Origin of the sequence: Streptomyces sp. SID5643 (genome assembly GCF_009872555.1) — a bacterium.
GTDB classification, from domain to species: Bacteria; Actinomycetota; Actinomycetes; order Streptomycetales; family Streptomycetaceae; genus Streptomyces; species Streptomyces iakyrus.
Genome location: NZ_WWIC01000053.1, coordinates 44,712 through 64,689, shown reverse-complemented (window position 1 = coordinate 64,689; position 19,978 = coordinate 44,712). Strand labels below are relative to the sequence as shown.

The 19,978-nt window shown below is 71.8% G+C and carries 16 protein-coding genes and 1 pseudogene; 8 read left to right on the top strand and 9 right to left on the bottom strand.

Annotated features, from left to right (window positions below; translation table 11 throughout):
• Window positions 1-3: 3 nt before the first annotated feature.
• The gene (locus GTY56_RS06735) at window positions 4-2,976 is read right to left on the bottom strand and encodes a BTAD domain-containing putative transcriptional regulator (protein ID WP_161363454.1); all 2,973 of its coding nucleotides are present in this window, start codon (window positions 2,974-2,976) and stop codon (window positions 4-6) included.
• 231 nt (window positions 2,977-3,207) lie between these two features.
• Here GTY56_RS06735 and GTY56_RS40390 point away from each other — a divergent pair, with 231 nt between their 5' ends.
• The 3 genes from GTY56_RS40390 to GTY56_RS06720 all read left to right on the top strand — a co-directional run bounded on the left by GTY56_RS40390 (window position 3,208) and on the right by GTY56_RS06720 (window position 7,057).
• A complete protein-coding gene (locus tag GTY56_RS40390) occupies window positions 3,208-4,302 on the top strand; it encodes a tryptophan dimethylallyltransferase family protein (RefSeq protein ID WP_161363451.1) in 1,095 nt (364 codons plus the stop codon).
• A 4-nt stretch (window positions 4,303-4,306) separates the two neighbouring features.
• Window positions 4,307-5,674, top strand: coding sequence for a tryptophanase (locus GTY56_RS40385; protein ID WP_161363449.1), 1,368 nt, complete (start codon window positions 4,307-4,309; stop codon window positions 5,672-5,674).
• A gap of 195 nt (window positions 5,675-5,869) precedes the next feature.
• Window positions 5,870-7,057, top strand: coding sequence for a type III polyketide synthase (locus GTY56_RS06720; RefSeq protein WP_161363447.1), 1,188 nt, complete (start codon window positions 5,870-5,872; stop codon window positions 7,055-7,057).
• 27 nt (window positions 7,058-7,084) lie between these two features.
• On the opposite strand, the gene GTY56_RS06715 is transcribed toward GTY56_RS06720, so the two are convergent.
• The 3 genes from GTY56_RS06715 to GTY56_RS06705 all read right to left on the bottom strand — a co-directional run bounded on the left by GTY56_RS06715 (window position 7,085) and on the right by GTY56_RS06705 (window position 13,048).
• A complete protein-coding gene (locus GTY56_RS06715) occupies window positions 7,085-9,235 on the bottom strand; it encodes an ATP-binding SpoIIE family protein phosphatase (protein ID WP_161363445.1) in 2,151 nt (716 codons plus the stop codon).
• A 165-nt stretch (window positions 9,236-9,400) separates the two neighbouring features.
• Entirely contained in the window at window positions 9,401-11,482 is a 2,082-nt protein-coding gene (locus tag GTY56_RS06710; protein WP_161363443.1) for a SpoIIE family protein phosphatase, read from the bottom strand.
• 264 nt (window positions 11,483-11,746) lie between these two features.
• Window positions 11,747-13,048 (bottom strand): MFS transporter, encoded by a 1,302-nt coding sequence (locus tag GTY56_RS06705; protein ID WP_161363441.1) that lies wholly within the window; start codon window positions 13,046-13,048, stop codon window positions 11,747-11,749.
• A 531-nt stretch (window positions 13,049-13,579) separates the two neighbouring features.
• Between GTY56_RS06705 and GTY56_RS06695 the strand changes: the two genes are divergently transcribed.
• Window positions 13,580-14,113 (top strand): GNAT family N-acetyltransferase, encoded by a 534-nt coding sequence (locus GTY56_RS06695; protein ID WP_161363439.1) that lies wholly within the window; start codon window positions 13,580-13,582, stop codon window positions 14,111-14,113.
• 13 nt (window positions 14,114-14,126) lie between these two features.
• Here GTY56_RS06695 and GTY56_RS06690 read toward each other — a convergent pair whose 3' ends face one another.
• Window positions 14,127-14,726, bottom strand: coding sequence for a TetR/AcrR family transcriptional regulator (locus GTY56_RS06690; protein ID WP_161363437.1), 600 nt, complete (start codon window positions 14,724-14,726; stop codon window positions 14,127-14,129).
• A gap of 144 nt (window positions 14,727-14,870) precedes the next feature.
• On the opposite strand from GTY56_RS06690, the gene GTY56_RS06685 reads away from it, so the two are divergent.
• Together GTY56_RS06685 and GTY56_RS06680 are read left to right on the top strand one after the other, a co-directional pair.
• Window positions 14,871-15,791: an NAD(P)-dependent oxidoreductase gene (locus GTY56_RS06685; RefSeq protein ID WP_161363435.1), complete on the top strand. Its 921-nt coding sequence runs from the start codon at window positions 14,871-14,873 to the stop codon at window positions 15,789-15,791.
• Between the two features lie 47 nt (window positions 15,792-15,838).
• The gene (locus GTY56_RS06680; RefSeq protein WP_161363433.1) at window positions 15,839-16,219 is read left to right on the top strand and encodes a hypothetical protein; all 381 of its coding nucleotides are present in this window, start codon (window positions 15,839-15,841) and stop codon (window positions 16,217-16,219) included.
• A gap of 202 nt (window positions 16,220-16,421) precedes the next feature.
• On the opposite strand, the gene GTY56_RS06675 is transcribed toward GTY56_RS06680, so the two are convergent.
• Both GTY56_RS06675 and GTY56_RS06670 read right to left on the bottom strand, forming a co-directional pair.
• Window positions 16,422-17,183: a ZIP family metal transporter gene (locus GTY56_RS06675; RefSeq protein ID WP_161363430.1), complete on the bottom strand. Its 762-nt coding sequence runs from the start codon at window positions 17,181-17,183 to the stop codon at window positions 16,422-16,424.
• A gap of 113 nt (window positions 17,184-17,296) precedes the next feature.
• Complete coding sequence (locus tag GTY56_RS06670) at window positions 17,297-18,394, bottom strand: barstar family protein (RefSeq protein WP_161363429.1); 1,098 nt, start codon at window positions 18,392-18,394, stop codon at window positions 17,297-17,299.
• Between the two features lie 36 nt (window positions 18,395-18,430).
• On the opposite strand from GTY56_RS06670, the pseudogene GTY56_RS40375 reads away from it, so the two are divergent.
• Both GTY56_RS40375 and GTY56_RS39805 read left to right on the top strand, forming a co-directional pair.
• A pseudogene (locus tag GTY56_RS40375) lies at window positions 18,431-18,582 on the top strand (dihydrofolate reductase family protein); the annotation flags it as partial.
• Between the two features lie 23 nt (window positions 18,583-18,605).
• Window positions 18,606-18,779 (top strand): hypothetical protein, encoded by a 174-nt coding sequence (locus tag GTY56_RS39805; protein WP_202509811.1) that lies wholly within the window; start codon window positions 18,606-18,608, stop codon window positions 18,777-18,779.
• A 46-nt stretch (window positions 18,780-18,825) separates the two neighbouring features.
• Here the strand turns inward: GTY56_RS39805 and GTY56_RS06660 are convergent, their stop codons facing one another.
• Both GTY56_RS06660 and GTY56_RS06655 read right to left on the bottom strand, forming a co-directional pair.
• Window positions 18,826-19,122 (bottom strand): hypothetical protein, encoded by a 297-nt coding sequence (locus GTY56_RS06660; protein ID WP_161363427.1) that lies wholly within the window; start codon window positions 19,120-19,122, stop codon window positions 18,826-18,828.
• A gap of 32 nt (window positions 19,123-19,154) precedes the next feature.
• Window positions 19,155-19,871 carry a hypothetical protein gene (locus GTY56_RS06655; protein WP_161363425.1) on the bottom strand — a complete coding sequence of 239 codons (717 nt, stop codon included), beginning with the start codon at window positions 19,869-19,871 and terminating at the stop codon, window positions 19,155-19,157.
• Window positions 19,872-19,978: the final 107 nt, after the last annotated feature.

Below are 19,978 nucleotides of genomic sequence, written 5' to 3'. Positions count from 1 at the left end.
GTCCTACGCCGTCGGAGTGGGCGAACCACCCGTTCGGGTGCGTGTCGGCTCCCCTCGCGACGTCCTCTCCTGATGTGCCTGTCGCAGAGCGTCCTCGGCGGCGGCGCCCCGCGACCAGGCCGCCGTGTACTGCGCGGCGTCCAGGGACGACCGCACCCGTCTCTCGGCGGTGAGGTGGGCTTCATGGAACGGGCGCAGGCCGATCAGCGCCACCCCCGTGTCCTGGCGCATACGGTGAGCGGCGCCCAGGAGCCAGGCGGCCCGGGTGCAGTCACCGGTGGCCGCCACCGCCCAGGCCAGGGTCTCCAGGCCCCACACCGGTCCCCAGCGGTCCCCGATCGCCTGTTGTCGCGCCAGGGCCTGCCGCAGCGGAGCCAGGGCTCTGCCGGCTTCGCCGTGTCGCAACTCCACGAGGCCGGTGCACCACTGGGCCCAGGTGCGGGCCCATTCGGCTCCGCTCGCCTCGGCCTCGGCGGCGTAGACGTCGCGAGCCGCCGAGGCCGAGGTGCGGGTACCGAAGAACGCCTCTGCCATCGCCCACAGCATCGTCGCCATGTGCGCGTCGCCGGCCTGCCCGGACGCGCGGAACCGCTCGCGTGCCTCGGCCAGCAGCGAACTGCTGGCCGGGTCACCTCTGACGAGCATGGCGTGCGCCCCCTCGATGTACGTCACCGACGCCGCCGACGGGCCGTCCGGCAGCTCCCGGGCCACGGCACGGCATTCGGCCAGGAATGTCCCGGCCGCGGGGTTGTCCCCCTGGCAGAGCGCGATCCACGCCTTCATCGCCAGCGCGCCGGCGATCAGTGCCGGTGTGCCCGAGGCGGCCCCGGCCGGTGCGTCCCGCACCCCCGGTTCGGTGGCGAGGAGCCGTTCGAGCCAGTGCCGGCCCTCCCCCAGCGTGCTGCTGAAGAACCAGCACCGCGTGCGGGCCAGGTTGACGGCGATCTCCACACCGGCCACCGCGAGGTCGTCCCTGCTCGCGCAGTGGTCGAGGGCGGTACGGAGGTTGGGCAGTTCGGTGCGCAGCCGGATCAGCCAGTCCACTTCGCGCGGCCCGCACCATGTCTGACCGGCCCGTACGGCGGTCAGCCGGTAGAACTCGCTGTGCCGCACCCGCAGCCGAGCCGTGCCGGCTTCCTCCCGGAGCCGTTGCTGCCCGTACTGGCGGATGGTCTCCAGCAGGCCGTATCTGGCCCGGTCGCCGGAACTGTTGACCGTGACGATCGACTTGTCGACGAGCCCGGCCAGCAGGTCGAGCACGTCCTCCCGGGCCACGCCCTCGCCTGCGCAGACCGCTTCGGCCGCCTCCAGGTCGAAGCCGCCGGAGAACACGGACAGCCGGTTCCAGAGCCGCCGTTCGCCTTCGGTGCACAGGTCGTAGCTCCAGTCGACGACGCCGCGCAGGGTGTGGTGGTAGCGGGCCGAGGTGCGGGGTTGCGGCATGGACAGCAGCCGGAACCGGTCGTCGAGGCGCTCCACGATCTGCTCGGCCGTCATCGCTCTCAGGCGTACCGCCGCGAGTTCGATGGCCAGCGGAATGCCGTCGAGCCGCAGGCACAGCTGGGCGACCGCCTCGCGATTGCGGGCGGTGAGCCGGAACGCGGGGGCGGATCCGGCGGCCCGGTCCAGCAGGAGCCGCACGGCTTCCGAGTGCAGCAGCGGGTCATCGGCGGCGGCGGTGCGGTCACGGTGTCCGTGCGCGGTGGGCAGGGTGAGCGACGGCACCGTCAGTACGTGCTCACCGGGTGTCCCCAGGCGCTGGCGGCTCGTGGCCAGGACGCGCAGTCCTGGTGCCGCGCGTGCCAGCCTCAGGACGAGCGCGGCGACGTGCTCCACCACGTGCTCGCAGTTGTCCAGGACCAGCAGCAGGCGGCGGTCCCGCAGGTGGCTGACGATGGCGTCCGCTACGGGGCGCGCGGACTGGTCGCGCAGGCCGAGCGCCTCCGACACGGCCCGGTCGAGGAGGTCCGCGTCGCTCAGGGGAGCGAGGTCGGCGAGCCGGACCCCGTCGGCGAAGGACGGCGCGGCCTCGGCGGCGACCCGCAGGGCGAGCCGGGTCTTGCCGACACCGCCGACCCCGGTGAGGGTGACGAGCCGGGCTTCCCCCAACAGGCGCCGCACCTCGGCCAGTTGTGGTCCACGGCCGACGAACGTCGTCATCTCCACCGGCAGATCACCGTCCCGTTGCGGCGGGGTCGCGCCCACGTCCCGTACGTCGTCCAGGACCGGGGCGGACGCCAGCAGCCGGTGGTGGATCTGCCGGAGCCCGGCCCCCGGTGGGACGCCCAGCTCGTCGGCGAGCAACGCCGTGACCTCGCGGTAGCTCTCCAGTGCCTCACCCTGCCGCCCACAGCGGAACAGGGCCAGCATCCGCTGAGCCCAGAAGTGCTCGCGCAGCGGGTACTCCTCGATGAGGCCCCGCAGTTCGGGCAGGACATCGGCCGCCCTGCCGAGGGCCAGGTCCGCGTCGATCCTCGATTCCAGTGCGTCCAGGCGCCGTTCGTTCAGCGCCGCCACCACGCCCTGGAGGAGGTGCGTGGGCAGGTCGGACAGCGGATCCCCTCGCCACAGACTCAGGGCTTCGCGCAGCAGCGGCGCCGCGCGCGCTGCGGCACCTTCTTCGAGAGCCGTACGGCCCTGGCGGACCAGGGCGGTGAAACGGTGCAGGTCCAGAGCGCCCGGCTCGGTTTCGATCAGGTAGCCGTGAGGGCGGGTGCGTACGGGCGCTCCCCCCGCCGGGCAACCGAGGGCGCGCCGCAGGCGCAGGACGTAGTTCTGGAGCGTGTTGCGGGCGCGGCCGGGCGGCTCCTCCCCCCACAGCCGGGTCACCAGCGTCTCCACGGTGACCACCTGGTTGGCGTCGGCGAGCAGGACCGCCAGCAGCAACCGGACCTTCGCCGCGTCGATGCGCACCGGTCGTCCGTCGCGCAGGACTTCGAGTGGCCCCAGGACCCTGAACTCGTACCGCGTGCTCACCGCTCCCCCGTCACTCGCCTGCGGACGGCCACCGCGATACACCAGGTGACCGACCGCGTACGTATTGTAGCCACGGAGTGACCGGGAGGTGACCGGCGTGAGGACCGCGGCGGAGACCGTGGGCGCGGCGTTCACGGCACACGGTCCTGGAGTCAGCACATGGCTTTGAGCAACCCCCGCCACCCGGACTCCCTTTCCAGGGGGACGACATCAGCGGAGGATCCCACCCCGGTGACCCTGGGCGAGCAGGTGCGGGGGCAGTTGCGCCGCATGTGCGGTGCGGCGGGGTTCACCGGCGACGGTTCCGGCCTCCCCTTGTCCGACCTGCTCGACCTGCTCGGTCCCGCGGCCGGCCGTCCCCTCGGGGCCGGGCCGCCCTCCCCTTCGTTCGTCTGCGACGACCATTCCCCGGTGGAGTTCTCACTGGCCTTCACGGCCGGGAGTCCGACGACCCTGCGTCTCCTGGTCGAGCCCGGTTGCACCGCGGACACACTGGAGGAGAACGCCCGACTGGGGCGGCAGGCCGTCGAGGCCCTGGCCGCACGAAGGGACTTCTCGACCGAACCGCTGCGCAGGGTGGAGGACGTGTTCTTCCCCCCGGTGATGCGGGGCTCGTTCGCGCTGTGGTGCGCGATGGACCTGCGCCATGACCTGACCACGGGCGTCAAGGTGTACGTCGATCCGCAGGCCCACGGGCGGGAAGAGTCCTTACAGGTCACGGAGGAGGCGCTCGGCCGGTTCGGATTCGGCCGGGCCTGGCCCGCACTCCGGCGCAGCGTCCTGCGACGCGGCCCGGACAGGGACGAGATCCGGTTCCTCGCGCTCGACCTGGGCAGCTGGCGCACACCGCGGGTCAAGGTCTACGTCGCTCACCACGACAGCACCGCCACGCTCATGCGCACCGTGTCGCGGCTGGTGCCCGGAGCGCAGGCGGAGCAGGCGGTCGAGTTCTGCCGTGCGGTGGCGGGCGGCACCGGGCGCTTCGCTCACCGGCCCCTGGTGTCCTGTCTTGCCTACACGGGGCGGGACGCCGTGCACCCGAGCGGCTGCACCGTACACGTACCGGTGCGCGACCACGTGCCGCACGACGGGATCGCCCTGGCCCGCGCCCATGGCGTTCTGCGGCACCACGGAATGGACTCCGGCGTCATCGATGCCGCGTGGGGCGCCATGACGTCCCGTCAGCCGCGGGACGGGGTGGGTCTGATCGCCTATCTGTCGCTCGTGCAGAGCACCTGGCAACCGCCGCGCGTGAACGTCTACTTCTCGCCGGAGGCCTACGCGGTCCGCCCTCCGCGCGCCGCAGACCCCACAGAGGAAGGATGAGGCAGTGGAGCCTTACAGGATCAAGGTCGTCGAACCGATCCCGGTCACGACGCGCGCCCAGCGGGAGCAGGCCCTGCGGCGGGTGCACTACAACCTGTTCGGACTGCGCGCCGACGAGGTCACGATCGACCTCCTCACCGACTCGGGCACGGGCGCCCTGTCGGCGGCCCAGTGGTCCGCGGCCATGGCCGGTGACGAGTCGTACGCCGGATCGAGGTCGTTCTACCAATTCCAGGAGGTGGTGCACGGCCTGACTTCCTATCCGTACGTCCTGCCCGTGCACCAGGGCCGGGCAGCGGAACGCATCCTCTTCTCCGCGCTGCTCCCGCCGGGAAGCATCACGCTCAGCAACACGCACTTCGACACCACGCGCGCCAACGTGGAACTGGCCGGCTGCCGGGCGGTGGATCTGCCCTGCCCGCAAGCAGGTGACCTGGACAGCGACGAGCCGTTCAAGGGCAACATCGATCTGCACCGGCTGGCGGAGGCCCTGCGGGGTCCGGACGCTTCCAGGATCGCCCTGGTCGTCATGACGCTGACCAACAACGGCGAGGCGGGCCAGCCGGTCTCCATGGACAACCTCGCCCGAACCGCCTCCCTGTGCCGGGAACACTCGGTTCCGCTCTTCCTCGACGCCGCCCGCTTCGCCGAGAACGCCTGGCTGGTCACCCAGCACGAGGCCGCCTGGCGCGACATGAGCCCGCGTCAGGTCGCCGAGCAGGCGTTCCGACTGGCCGACGGCTGCCTGATGAGCGCCAAGAAGGACGGCATCGTCCACATCGGCGGCTTCCTCGGCCTGCGGGACCGCGCCCTGGCCGAGCGGTGCGAACTGCTGCTCATCGCCACAGAGGGCTTCCCCACGTACGGCGGCCTGGCCGGCCGGGACCTGGACATGATCGCCCTCGGGCTGACCGAGGTCACCGAGCCCTGCTACCTCCAGGCCCGCGCCGACGCCGCCCGGCACCTCGCCCGGCTCACCCGCGAGGCGGGCATCGCCATCGTCGAACCACCGGGTCTGCACGCCCTCTACCTCAACGCCGGCCGCCTGCTTCCGCACATCCCCGCACACCGCTTCCCCGGCCACGCGCTCGCCTGTCAGCTCTACCTCGAAGGCGGCATCCGCTCGGTGGAGCTGGGCTCCCTCTACCTCGGCAGCGAGGACGAGAACGGCGCCCCCGTCACCGCAGCGCCCTACGAGCTGGTCCGGCTCGCACTCCCCCGCCGTACGTACGGCCTGAGCCACCTGAACCGTGTCGGCGAGGTCCTGACCGCCACGGTCAAGGGCAAGGAACGGATCCCGGGCTACCGCCTGGTCGAACAGCCCCCGCTGCTCCGCCACTTCCGCAGCAAGCTGGAACCGGTTCAGGGGTGAGCCGTGTCACATCGACCAAAGCGCGCCTAAGTTGTCTACATCACAGCGGAAATGTCCCTTTGGCCGCCATGCTCGAAACGGACACCGGCCCCGAAAGGGCGTTCACCGGCATCCTCTTGGGCGCTAAGTTCCAAAGTGACCCATGACACAGCACTCGTGACATTCCCCCTGTCCCCCTCTGGAAGGTGCCCCATCATGGCCGCTTACCTCTGCCCGCCTGCCGTGATCCACGGCGAGCACGCCGTGAAGACCAGTGAGATCGTGGCGGAGGTGAGGGACCGCCACCCCCACGCGACGTGGGAGCCGCGGATCGACGGCATCGCGGCGAGCACCGGCATCCAGACCCGTGGCTGGATGCTGCCGCTGGAGACCGCCGTCGCGCCCGGCGAGGGCAGCGGCCTGCGGGCTGTCGGCCGGGAACCCACCCAACAGGCCCTGATGCACGAGGGGTTCTCCCAGCAGGACGTGGACCGCGTGATCGCCGCCCTCGAATCCATACCCGCACCGCAGACCGTCCAGGAGCGCACCGCACCGGCCTGGGAGGCCGTGCAGTCCTACGGGGAGCGGGCGGCGCGCGGAGCCCTGCAGACAGCGGGGCTGGACGCGTCGGACGTCGACTGCCTGATCACCAGTCACTCCACCACTCCGGCGCTGCCGGGTCTGGACATGACCCTGGCCAACCGGCTGCGGCTGCGCAGCGACGTGATGCTGCTGCCGGCCACGCAGTGGGCCTGCATCGCGGGCACCCGCTCACTGTCCCTGGCAGCGGACCTCGTGGCCGCCGACCCCGACCGGGTGGTCCTGGTCGTCATATCGGAGGCGCTGAGCACCACTTACCAGCCCGCGGACGAAACCCTGGAGTCCCTGATCGTCCGGCTGCTGTTCGCCGACACCGCCGTGGCCGCGGTGGTCACGGGCCGTCCGAGGCCCGAGGCGGTGCTGCGGCTGGACGCCGCCTGGCATCACACCCTGCCCGGCACCCAGGACCTGCACCGCCTGGAGACGCGGGCGGACGGCACCCACTTCGTGATGGACCGGCGCGGTCCGCGCGCCGTGCAGGAGACGGTCACCGCGATGTGGGAGTGGCTGCACGCCCGCTACCGGGACGACCCCGACGCCTGGCATCCCGATGTGCTGCTCGCGCACCCCGGCGGCACCCGGGTGCTGGAGTACATGGAGCAGACGATGCCCGACACGTGGCCGCCGGGGCTCCTCGACTACAGCCGGGACAGCTACACCAGCGGCAACCGCGGAGGCGCCGCCGTCTTCGACATCCTGCGGCGGGCGCACGACGCGGGGTTGCAGAAGCCCGGAAACCGAGCCGTTCTGTACGCGGCGGCACCGGGGCTCACCGCGACGGCCCTCGAGGGGCAGTGGCTGTAGAGCGCCGAAGGGCCGGTGCGTGCCGCGTCACCTGGCCACTTCCGCCCAGACGACCTTGCCCGTGTCGGTCCACCGCACCCCCCACCGGGTGGTGAGCCGGTGCACGATGCCCAGGCCCCGGCCCCCGTCGTCGAGCAGATCGGCACGCCGCAGCCGTGGCCTGCCGTTGCCGCTGTCTCCCACCTCGCACAGCAGGCCGTGTCCGGCCCTGATCAGCCGCACCGTGATGGGGCCGGTGGCATAACGCACCGCGTTCGTGACCAGCTCGCTGACCAGCAGCGTCGCATTGTGCCGGGTGTCGTCCCTGGTCCGCCACTGCCTCAGCAGCGCGGACACCTGCTCGCGGGCCCGGGCCGGGGCGTCGTCGCGGGCGGCCAGCCGCCAGGTCGCCGTGTCCCCCTTGCGGTAGCCGATCATGCGCGCGAGCAGCAGCGTCACGTCGTCCCGCTGAGGCGCGGGCGCCAGTGTGGAGACGACGTGCCGGGCGGCGCGCTCCAGGGTGTCCCAGGGATGCACCGCGGCCACCGCGTCCGCGAGCCTGTCCAAGCCCTCGTCGATCGACAGGGCCGGGTCCTCCACCAGGCCGTCGGTGTAGAGCGCGAGCACGGAGCCGGGCGGCACACCGACGGTGTACACGTCGAACGGCTCCCGCAGCGCGAACTCGGCTCCCAGGCCGGGGTGAGGGCGGATCGCCAGGGGGCCCGCCCGCCCGTCCGGTGAGACCAGGATCGGGGGGAGGTGACCGGCGCTGGACAGCGTCACCTGGTGGCCGACCGGGTCGTAGAGGGCGATGCAGCAGGTCGAACCGAGGGCGCTGTAGCCGGCCGCCAGCCCGGACTCGGCGTCGTCCAGTACCGTCACCGTCTCGTCCAGGTGCTCCAGCACCTGGTCGGGCGCGAGCCCCGCGGAGAGCAGCGCGCGGGCCTCCATGCTCAGCTGGCCCATGGTCGCGGCGGCTCCCAGGCCGTGCCCCACGACGTCACCCACCACCAGCGCGGTACGCCCGTCGGGCAGCGGGAAGCTGTTCACCCAGTCGCCGCCGACGCCCGCACTGTCGGGGGTGGCGGGCTGGTAGACGCTGGCGATCTCGATGGTGTCGCCACCGGCCCGGGGCAGGAGCCGGCGCTGCAAGGCCAGCACCTGCGTGTGCTCACGCTGGTGCCGGCGGGCGAGGTCGACGTGGTGGGCGGTCCTCGCCACCAGTTCCTGCAGGTCGAACAGCTCGCTGTCGCGGAAGGGACAGTCCGCCCGCCGCCATACCTCCGCCACGCCCAGCACGACGGGCGGCGTACTGTCGAGCACGAGTGGTATGCACACCACACCTGCCGAGAGGTCCGCGGGCACCAGGGCACGCGCCACGCGGGGGCTGCCGAAGACCCGCTCGACCGCCTCACTGTCGGGGATGACGATGGTCTGCGGGGCGTCGTCGCGCAGCACCGCCTGGGCGAGCAGGCGGCTCGCGTCGCCGGGGAGATCGTCGCCCGGGGTCGTGTAGCCCTCGGGCCACACCCGGTCCGGTACCAGGGCCGCCCGCCGCAGCCGGATGCGCCCGTGCGCCCTGCTGGAGACTCCCTCCCCCGTCCACACGGCGAAGTCGAGGTCCACGGCGGCCACGTCTCCCCACGCCAGTAGGGACTCCGCCAGCGACTGTGCGGTCTCGCCGATGTCCAGCGAAGTGCCGATCGCGGTCTCGGCGGCGTAGAGGTGCAGTCTCCTGGCCATGGCGATGAGGGAGACCGTCAGGCCGCCCTCCGGCGCCGCGGAAGGCAGGATGCTCATCGAGACCACCAGCTCGGACCCGTCGCCGCGCCGCAGGCGCTGGATGCGGGCGACATGCGCCTCACCGCTCTCCATGACCTGCCGCAACCGCCGTGTCACGGTCGGTACGTCCCCGCGGGGCAGGAGATCAACGAACGGCCGCCCCGCCGCCACCTCCAAACCCGCGAACACGGGGGCTTCCAGATTGCAGCGGGTGATGACCAGGTGCTGGTCCAGGTTGACCGCGCCGAGGATCTGCTCCTGACCGCCGGCCGCCGGGGGGTCGGGCACCTGCCGGCGCGCGGCGCGGTCACCCCGCGGTTCGGCCGCTGCCGCTCCGCCCTGCGGGATGTAACGCCCGAGGGCGCGGCTGACCAGGTCGAACGCCGAGGAGGACGAGGGCGAGGGTGTGGAGTCCATGCGGCTCTCTCAGCAATCCCCGGCGCGGTGCCGGGGCCGTGTCCGGACCCGTGCGGTCGGGGCCCCGAGCTCCCTGACCACACACCTCATTGAATAACACCGCGGGCGGCTTCGCACAGACCGGCGAAGCGCGGGAACTCCGGCCGCCCGGGGTGGACGCCGCCGTCAGGGCCCGGCGAGGGGGCGTGCCTGGGCGATGAGCAGCGCGACGTCGTCGTGGACGGCGGGACCGCGCAGTCGCCGGAGCAGCAGGTCGCAGGTCTCCTCCGCGGACCGGCGGGAGGGGGACAGCAGGCGCAGGAGGTCGCCCAGGCGCTGGTCGATGGGATCGTCGCGGGTCTCCACCAGGCCGTCGGTGTACAGGACGAGCTGATCGCCGGGATTCATGGTGAGGGCAGCGGTCTCGAAAGGACCGCTGCCGACTCCCAGCGGCGTGCCGGTGGGCAGGTCGAGCAGTTCGGGCGGTCTGCCGGCGCGCACCAGGACCGGGGGCAGGTGGCCGGCACAGGCGACGTGCAGGCGGGAGTGGTGCGGGTCGTAGACCGCGTACACACACGTGGCGATGTAGGGGTCCAGGCCCTGGGTGATCTTGTCGAGGTGGGTGAGGATCCGGCTCGGGGCGAGGTCGAGGTCGGCGAGGGTGGAGGTGGCGGTGCGCAGCCGGCCCATGGCGGTGGCGGCCGGGATGCCGCTGCCCATGACGTCGCCCACCGATAGGGCGGTCCGGTCGCCGCTGAGGGGCAGGACGTCGTACCAGTCGCCGCCGACTTCGCTGAAGGCCTGGGCGGGCCGGTACCGGGCAGCGATCTCCAGGCCGGGGCGGCGGGGCGAGGGCTGGGGCAGCAGGCTGCGCTGGAGGGTTTCGGCGGCGCTGCGGATGTGCTGGTGCAGGATGGCGTTGTCGATGCTGAGCGCGGCGGAGGAGGCCAGTTCACAGGCGAGGGTGAGATCGTCCTCGTCGAACGGCTGCGGGTTGCGCGCGCGGGCCAGGCCCATCACGCCGATGATCTCTCCGCGCGCGATGAGCGGGACGGCCATGTCGGTGTGGACGCCGGCTTCGGCGAGCAGGCCGGCGGCAGCGTCGTCGGCCGCGATGCGGCTGAGATCGCCGCTGTCGAGGTGGGTGATCAGCAGGGGCTTGCGGGTGCGCAGGCAATGGGCCGCCGGGTGGTCCGCGTGGTACGTGATGAGGTGGCCGGGCCCGATGATCGCCTCGGAGGCTCCCGTGGGGTAGGCGGTCTTCACCGCGAGGGCGCGGAACAGTGCCGGGCCCTCTCCGCGGTCCGGGCGGCCCGTCCGCAGGACGGAGTCCAGGATGTCCACCGCGATCATGTCGGCCAGGTCCGGCACCAGGACGTCCGCGAGTTCCTGGGCGGTCCGCTCCAGCTCCAGGGTGGTCCCGATGCGGGCCGAGCCGTCGGCCATCAGGCGCAGACGCTGCTGGGCGCGCTCGGCCTGCCTGGCTGCTTCGTACCGGTCGGTGACGTCCACCACCACGTTGGCGATTCCGAGCACGTGTCCGCCGTGGTCCTCCAGCCGGTAGAGCGAGACGGCCCAGGCGTGGTCGTTGTCCGGGTCGGCGCGGGTACGGCCCACCACCTGCTCGTCCACCATGGGGCGGCCGGTCTCCAGGACCTCCAGCATCTGGTTCTCCGCGGTGGTGAAGGGCGCGCCGGGCAGGATCTCCCGGAAGTGGCGGCCCACGTGGTCGGCTTCGGGGACGCCGTGCATCGAGGCGAGGGCCCCGTTGACGGCCACGTAGCGCAGTCGGGTGTCCAGGACGGACAGGCCGATCGGCGCCTGGGTGACCAGCTGGCTGGACAGGGCCACCTTGCGCTCCACCTGCCGCACCGTGGCCCTGTCGGTGGCCAGTCCCAGAGCGTAGTGATCGCCGAGGTTGTCCGTCAGCCGCATGTTGCGGAACTCGATGATCCGGGTACTGCCGTCCTTCATCCGGATGGGGAAGGGCCCCGCCCAGGGCCGGCCGGTCGCCATCACCTCGGCGAACAGTCCCATCCCCGCCGCGCGGTCTTCGGGGTGGAGAAGCAGGGTGGCCGCGTACTGCCCGACCGCTTCGTCGCCGGTGTAACCGAACAGTTCCTCGGCCTGGGGACTCCACATGTCGATCCGGCCGTCGGCCTCCACGAGCACCGCGGCGACGCCCAGCAGGTCCAGCAGCCCGCTCGGGTCCGATGCCGCCTTCTCCGGATCAGCCGCTCGCTCCGGAGGCTGCTTCGCTCGGCTCATCACATTCGCCCCTTAGGCTTGTCGACCTCACCGGCGCACCCGCCTGCATCAGCAGACGTCCACGGCGGCCTCCTTGCAGGTCAGCAACCCGTTCACGATGCGCTACGCGACCTGCGAACGGCCAGGGGACGCGCCGGGCGGGCGCCGTGCGCAGGCGAACCTCACGGCCCCGGGGCGACCAGTACGAAGATCACGCGTGCCCGGTTGGCTGGGTCTTTCCTTACTCTTCCACCCTTCCACACCTGCCGGCTCCGGCCGAGGAGATCAGCCTCCGGTCGGCCCGCCGCGCGGGGCCGGAAGCTCCCGCCCCAGGCGTGCGAGCGGGGAGAGGACCATCGCCACCGGGGACAGCATCATGCCCGCGGCCGCCACGAGCAGGCCGGTGCGCAGCCCCCACTCCCCCGCGAGGAATCCGCCGCACAGGGAGCCGAGCGGGGTCAGCCCCATGCCGGCGAACGTGATCGTGGCGGCCGCGCGGCCCTGCATCCCGGCCGGCGTGACGGCCTGGCGGACGGCCATGATCGTGACGTTCACCAACTGGCCGCCGAACCCGGACACGAAGCCGACCACGAGCAGCGCGGGAACCGTCGTCGCGGAAGAGCCGTGCAGAGCGGGCACCCACAGGAACACGCCGTCGCCGAGCGCGGCCGCGCATACGAGCACCGGGCCGTGACCGAACCGTCCCGGCAACCGGGCCGCCAGCACCGCCCCCAGCAGCGCGCCCGGCCCCGCCGCCGCGAGCGCAAGCCCCACGACGGTGCCCGACAGGTGCAGTTCCCGCGGCAGGAACAGCAGGTAGACCGTCATCATGGCCGCGAAGGAGAACTGGAACGCGGCCGAGGCCAGGCACACGGCACGGAGCACGGGGTCGCGGGCGACGAAGCGCAGGCCCTCATGGATCCGGTGCCGGACCCGCGGCGGATGGTCCGGGGGCTTCGGGACCGCCTCGGCCCGGCGGATCCGCCGGATCGACAGGAACGACAGCGCGAAGAACAACGCGCCGGAGGCGACGGCGATCGGCGCCGACAGCAGGGACACCAGCGCACCGCCGAGAGCGGGGCCGCCGATCTGCGCGGCGGACCGGCTGCCCTCCAGCGCGCTGTTGCCGCGCAGAAGGTGGTCGCGTGCCACCAGACGTACGAGCGACGCCTGGTACGCCACGTCGAAGAAGACGGACAGGGCCCCGACGGCGAAGGCGAGCACCAGCAGGCCGGGCATGCCGAGCCGGCCGAAGAGGCAGGCCAGGGCCACGGCGCCGAGGGCCAGGGCCCGGCCGGCGTCTGTGAGCACCATCGTCGTACGGGTGTGCCACCTGTCGACCCAGGCACCGGCGAGGAGCGCGAGCAACAGGATCGGCGCCTGCCCCACCGCGCGGAGCACACCCAGCTGGCCTGCGGTGGCGTCGAGTACCAGGACCGCCAGGAGCGGCAGGACCAGCAGACTTGCGTGTTCACCGAGTTGGGAGGCCGTCTGCCCCAGCCAGAGCCGGCGGAAGTCGGCGTCCCGCCACAGGCCGGATGGAGCAGGCCGGGAGGAAGCGGAGGAAGCGGAGGAAGCGGGCGGCACGGGGATCCCTTGTGGAGGCGGCAACGACACCCGCCACCGGGCGCCGGACGGCGCGTCGGCGGTGCGGGCAGGAGAAGGCTCGCTGTGCCACACGGTCGAGGGCGGCACGCGATGACCGGCCGGTCACGGCCGACGACGTCAACGCGCGCTCGGGAAACCGACCATGCCTCAGCTCCTCGTGGGTCGCTCTGCTGCGCGCCGACCCTAGCGTCGGCGGCCCCCGCACCGCACGCGGTTTACACCTGGGCCCGTGACGTGTGGCGCAGGATCTCAGCGGCCAGTCGCTCGTCCAGGTACGACCTCCCTGGGTGCTACGGACACTCCTCGAAGTCGACGTGGAGCCAGGCGCACTTCGCGGCACGGGCTTCGCGAGCCGCGGTGGCGACCAGTGCGGCACCCGCGCCTTGCGCGCGGCGGTGACTCGTATGCGATGAGTCCTGCACCTCGGCGTGACGCTCCACCTGCCCCGCTCAGCACGGGAACGCCAAGCCGCGGTTCGCGATCCCCTCGCCTCGTCGGCAAGATGGGATCATGACCGATATCCGCACACCCCGTCTCCTCCTGCGCCGGTGGCTGGACAACGACCTCGTCCCCCTCTCCGAGATCCATGCCGACCCGGCAGTGATGCAGCGCATCGGCGACGGCTCACCGCGCTCCATGGAGCAGACCGCCCAGGACATCGAGACCTGGGAAGAGGAGTGGGACGAGGAAGGGTTCGGGATGTTCGCCGTCGAACTCCTCGGCTCCGGCGAGCTGGTGGGTGCCGTCGGTCTGTCCGTGCCGGACGCTCCGGCCGAGATCGCCGGCCAGGTGGCGATCAGCTGGCGGCTCGGGCGGGTGTTCTGGGGACAGGGATACACGTCCGAAGCGGCGCATGCCACCCTGGAGTTCGCTCTTCAGGACCGCGGCCTCGACCGGGTGGTGGCCGTGTGCCGCGCGGAGGACGGAGCCTCTGCGAACGTACTCGGCAAACTCGGCCTGGAGCCGGAAGGCACAGCTCAGCACCCGGTCCACGGCCATGACCTCACGGTGTACGGCATCGACCTCACGCAGTACGAGGGGTAGCTCCGGCGCGCGCTCAGCCGCCCGGCGGGCGCACGGCCGCGTCGAGGAGGGGGCCGAGTTCCCGGGCCACGGTCGTCAGGGCTCGGACGTCACGCTCGGCCCGGGCGAGCAGGATCGCCCCCTCCAGGCTGCTGATCATGAGCGTGGCGAGTGCCCCGGCCCGTTCTCCGGGGACGCCCATCTCGGCCAGGGCCTGGGCCACCGCGCCGGTCCACGTGGCGAACGCCGCCGATGCGGCCCTCCGCGTGGAGGGGACCGACTCCGCGCAGTCCACCATGGCGGCCGCCACCGGGCAACCGCCCGCGAAGCCCTCAGCCTCGTACTCGTCGGTCCACTGGCGCACCATCGACGCGAACAGCCCGCTCGGCGTCGGCTCGGGCAGCGCGGCCAGGAAACGGGCGACACGGCCTGCCGCGTAGCCGCCTGCCCAGCCCACTGCCTCATCGACCAACTCCGCCTTCCCGCCGGGAAAGTAGTGCTGGAGCGAACCGCGTGGCGCGGCGGCGTCGAGGGCGACGTCGCGCATGCCGGTGGAGACGACTCCGCCGCGTCGGATGAGCTGAGCCGCGCTGAAGATCATCCGCTCGCGCGGGCCCCGCTCGGCCTTCGCCATCGTCGACCTCCGTCGCCTCTTTCACGCGCTTTCCGGGCTCCACTCTATGACCACCGTCATAAGCACGACTACTATGACCGCTGTCATAGTCGAGGACGGCGGTGGCGGCTCGGCCTCGGCCCGAGCGGGAGGAGGCGATGCGTCATGTACGTCGGTTTCATCGGTCTGGGGGTCATGGGCCGGCCCATGGCACTGAACCTCGCCCGTGCCGGGACACGGCTCGTCGTCTGGAACCGCACCCCCGGGCGATGCGAACCGCTGCGGTCCGCCGGCGCCGAGGTGGCGGCGAGCAGCGCCGAGGTCTTCGGCCGGGCGACCACCGTTTTCCTCATGCTGGCCGACGAGCCGGCCGTGGACGCGGTGGTGGGCCGCGGTACGCCGGGCTTCGCCCAGCGCGTCACCGGCCGGACCGTCGTCCACATGGGCACGACCTCGGCCGCGTACTCCCGCTCCCTCCAGGAGGACATCCGGGCCGCGGGCGGACGTTACGTCGAGGCCCCGGTCTCCGGCAGCCGCGTCCCTGCCGAACGGGGCGAACTGGTGGGGATGCTGGCGGGCGACGACGACGCCGTGACGTCCGTGCGGCCGTTGCTCGGTCCGATGTGCCGGGAGACGTTCGTGTGCGGGCCCGTCCCGGGGGCGCTGCAACTGAAGTTCTCGGTCAACCTGTTTCTGATCACCGTGGTCACGGGCCTTGCCGAGGCATTCCACTTCGCCGAGCGGCACGGGCTCGACCAGCGTCTCTTCCGGGACGTCCTGGACGCCGGTCCCATGGCCAGTGCCGTCTCCCGGGTCAAGGCCTCGAAGTTGCTGGAGCGCGACTTCTCGGTCCAGGCAGCCGCCGCGGACGTCCTCAAGAACAATCGCCTCATCGCCGAAGCCGCCCGCGAGGCGGACCTTGCGTCCCCGCTTCTGGACGTGTGCCACGCCCTCTACACCGAGACCGTCCAACAGGGCCACGGCGGCGAGGACATGGCTGCCGTCCTGCGCGCCTTGGAGGCCCGGACCGACGGAACACCCGTCACGGCGCAGGGAGTCGCCGGCACGTCCGCCCAGGCTCGGTGAGAACGACAGCTACTCATGAGCGCCAGGCGCACAAGGAGGCCGACCGGATGGGACTCATGCTCTGCCCTGGGGACGACGAAGTGACGAGCCCGGACATCTCGTGGTCGTACTACGGGTTCAGCCTGTTCAGGGAGTGGCTGGCCCGGACCGAGGGATTCACCCTCGCGGAGATGGACGGCTTCGGGGGCAACCGGCCGTGGAGCAGCCTGAGCACCACTCTGGCACCGCTGCTCGACCATCGGGACGACGAGGGCGACCTCGCACCCGCTCACTGCGCGGCCATGCTGCCCCGTCTGGAGGCAATCGTCGAGGAGCGGCCGCACGCCGCCGACGATCCCGTTCTCCGGCGACGCATCGATGACACCCGCCGGCTGATCGACGTCATGAAGTACTGCGTGGACAAGGACGTCCCGCTCGTCTTCTGCTGAGCACGGCACGGGACTCGGCGGGTCCGGCAGCCACGTGTCGAAGCGCATGCCGTCGCACTCACCGGCCTCGGCCGCCCGTCATCGACGTCATCAGCGCATGGGTCTCCTCGTGGTTCAGCCTGCCGCAAAGGGGATCCACCACCCGCTGACACCGCGCAGGCCATCGGGGCGAAATCCCGACCCCGGCGAGGACGATGCGCTGTCAGGCATGCGACAGTGCGAAGGACACCAGGAAGCCGCTGACCGTGACCAGCCCGATCGCCAGGTGGGCTTCCTGGAACGCCTCGGGGATCATCGTGTCGGCGATCATGGCCAGGATCGCGCCGGCGGCCACGGCCGTCACCCCCGCGATCACGGTGGGCGAGAAGCCCCCGAGGACGGCGTATCCCAGAACGGCGGAGACGGTGCTCGCGACCGCGATGGCGCCCCACACACCGAAGACGTACGCCTTGCCGCGCCCGGACTTCTTCATCCCCGCCGAACTGGACAGGCCTTCCGGGATGTTGCTGATGAACACCGCCGCGACCGTCACGATGCTCACTGCCCCGCCATCGAGCAGGCTGACGCCGATCACCGCAGACTCGGGCACTCCGTCCAGCAGCGCGCCCAGCGCCAGCGCCAGGCCCGAGCCGCTGTCCTGCTCCTCCGACGGCTGGGTCTGCTCCGTGTGGTGGCCCGATCGCTTGCGATGGCGTGCGCCTCGGCCGGCGAGCCACAGATTGCCCGCCGTGTACGCCGCCGCACCGGCGAGTGTCCCGACCGCCGCCGGCCCCAGCCCGCCTTGCTCGTACGCTTCACCGACCAACTCGAAGGAGACGGCCGAGAGCAGCACACCGGCGCCGAAGGCCATCACCAGCGCGATGACTTTCTGCGACACGCGCATCCCGTAGCCGAACACCGCTCCGAGCAGCAGGGCACTCCCCGCCAGCAACCCCCAGCCACCTGCTTGAATCACTTCGGACATACCGCGCCGCGTACCCGTGGGAGCGTGATCGGCACCTGCGGCAACGGTCCGGGCGGCTTCGCCTCCCCTTCACGTTCACGTCCCCCCTACACGTTCACGTCCCCCGTTCACGTTCACGCGAAGGTGACCCGTATCCCGCCTTCCGCCAGGACGTCGAGGACCAGGGCGACCAGGTCGTACGGTTCGCCCTCCGCGGTGAGGAGCCGGGAGAGATGCTTGCGTGCGGGTGCGACGTCCCGCCAGAGGAGGGTTGCGGGGGCGGTGTACCCGAAGTTGCCCTGGAGGCAGTCCGCCAGGGCGGCCACGCAGCCGCCGAAGTAGCCTCCCGGCCCGTTGAAGGCCTCACCGAGTGCCGGGTAGAGACTCGGCTCGTCGGTGATGTGGCGGCCGTCCAGCTCGTACGACTGTCCGGCCGGCCGGTCCTGGTGCTCGAGTCGGCAGCCGCGCTCGCGGACGAGTTCGAGCCAGGCCTCGCGCTCCCGCGTGTCCAGGCCGGCCCAGGCGCCGGGGGCTCGCGGCGGGCCGGCGAACCAGCGGTCCCAGAGGGGACGGGCGTATCCGGGGACGGGTCTGTCGAGTTCTTCGTCGAGTTCCAGGTCGATGAGATCCGGCCCGTGGGAGGAGGGGCGCCACGCCCGGATCCTGGGCCGCAGCAGCCGGTCGCTGAGCGGCTCGCCGCTGTCGTCCCGGATCTCCAGCCACGCCTCGTCCAGGTCCAGGGCGCGCCGGGTGCCCGTCGCCAGTGCCTGTCGCAGCCGGTCACTCGGCGAGAGACCACGCAGGACGAGCGAGGGGGCGGCCTGCTCGTCCGGCAGGACGCGCGTGAACTCCCGGCACGAGCCCAGCCATCGGTACCCGTCGTGCAGGCGGACCGGAGCCCGGTGCCCTTCCGGCGGGCCCATGCAGTCGTCCAGGCCCGTCAGCACGAGAGCATCCGTTCGCCGTTGCCGTCCCGGACTCTCCGCGTCCTCCAGCAGCCACGGGTCGATCGCTTCGTCCTCCGGCACCAGCCACACCCGGCATCCGACCCAGCCGCGCACCTCGGCACCGTCCGGCACCCAGCCGAAGAGTTCGTAGGTCGCGCGCCCGGGTTCCCTGAAGAGTCCCTCCACCTCGGCGCAGACTCCCCAGACATGGCCGTGCTCCGACTCCGTCAGGGCGTACCGCCGCTGACCGCCTTGCCCTCTGCCTTCATGCACGGGGGGAATCATGCCGTGATCAGGTCCGTCTGTCTCCGCCGTTCGAGCGCCCTCTACGGCGAGCAGCAGCGGATGGTCTTCGGGGCCGTACGTACCGGGCCTTCACACAGATGCCGGCTGCGAGCACCGAGGAGTCCGACGTGCGCGACCCGTGGGTGACGCGGATGCGGAAGAGCTGGTGTACCGCCCCATCCTCCACTGACCGCCCGGTAGCCTCACGCTCATGGACCAACTGCCCGCGAGCGTGGACCACGACATCCTGGCGCACCGGAGCATCGCCGCGATCGCAACGATCCGCGAGACGTTCGGCTGCACGATCCACCAGGCACTCGATGCCTATGTCCAGCGGTACGAGGAACTACGCCGCGACCGTCCGGGCGACTTCCGCCCCTCCTAGGGGTGTCCGTAAAGTCCCGCCTGTCCCGCGACTTTGCGGACGCCCCCTATGAGGCGTTGGCGTGGCGGTGCCAAGCCGGCCTGCGCGGAGCGGCGTGGTGCGCGGGCTCGTCCGGGTGGTCGGCCTGCTGACGCCTCAGCCAGATGGACGTCATGCCGAGCAGAGCGGCGAAGACCACCAGGAACGCCACCGAAGCCCACATCTGCCTGCTGCCGGGGGCGTCCCACCCCGCCGACACGGCCGAAACCGCCCACAGGACGGCGCCCCCGGCGTAGAACGTGCGCATCCTGCGCAGCTGCCGCAGGGCTCGGACGGATTCAGCGTGATCGTTTTCGGTAGCCATGCCGACGCAGGTACCCCGATCCGCGCCGCCTATCAGCCCTCGCCGATTTCCTGCGGCGTGTCCGTGCCCGGACGGAGGTGTGAGAGGAGGTACGGCTCGTCGAGGCGGGCGTCGTCGGCGCGGCCGCGCACCTCGGTCAGCAGCCAGCTCAGCAGCTCGGCGGAGGCGTCGTACTCGTCGTAGCAGCCCATGTGCAGCTCGGTGATCTCGTACTCGACCAGCACGTCGTCGATGAAATGGGCCAGTTGCGCGTCGGCGGCGTCGGTGCGGGTGGCGGTCCAGATGTCCAGCCAGGGGCGCAGGGCACCGGTGGCGACGGTGATGAGGCTGAGGGTGTCCCTGACGGAGACGGGACCGGGACGGCTGTCCAGGGTGGCTCGCCACCAGGCCGCCCAGACGTCGTGGAGCGCACCGGCCAGGGGCGCGTCCCAGGTGGTCCATTCCGCCTCGGCCAGGCGTGAGCCGATGATGTTCTCGTCGACATGGAGCCGCCCGGTGACGGCGGAGCGGATGATGCGTGGGGTGAGGCGGCGGTAGAGACGGGGGAAGTCGTCCCAGTGGCTGGGTACTTTCGCCGCGACGGCGCACAGCAGGTCGTCGGATATCAGGTCGAGCGGTCCGGAGAGTTCGGCCAGCCCCTCGTCGCCGTAGCAGTACGTGCATCCGGCGACCGGGAAGGGTTCCTCCGAGGCGAAAGCGCGGTCCAGGGCGTCGAGCGCCGAGGCGAGCTGCTGTTGGTGGCGGGACATGGCGACCTGCGAGGGGGACTCCGACCGGGTGACCGGCGAAGAGCGCAGGCTATCAGGTGTCGTGCGGGACGCCCGGGCCGTTGGGCGGGCGTACGGTCCGGAAGAGT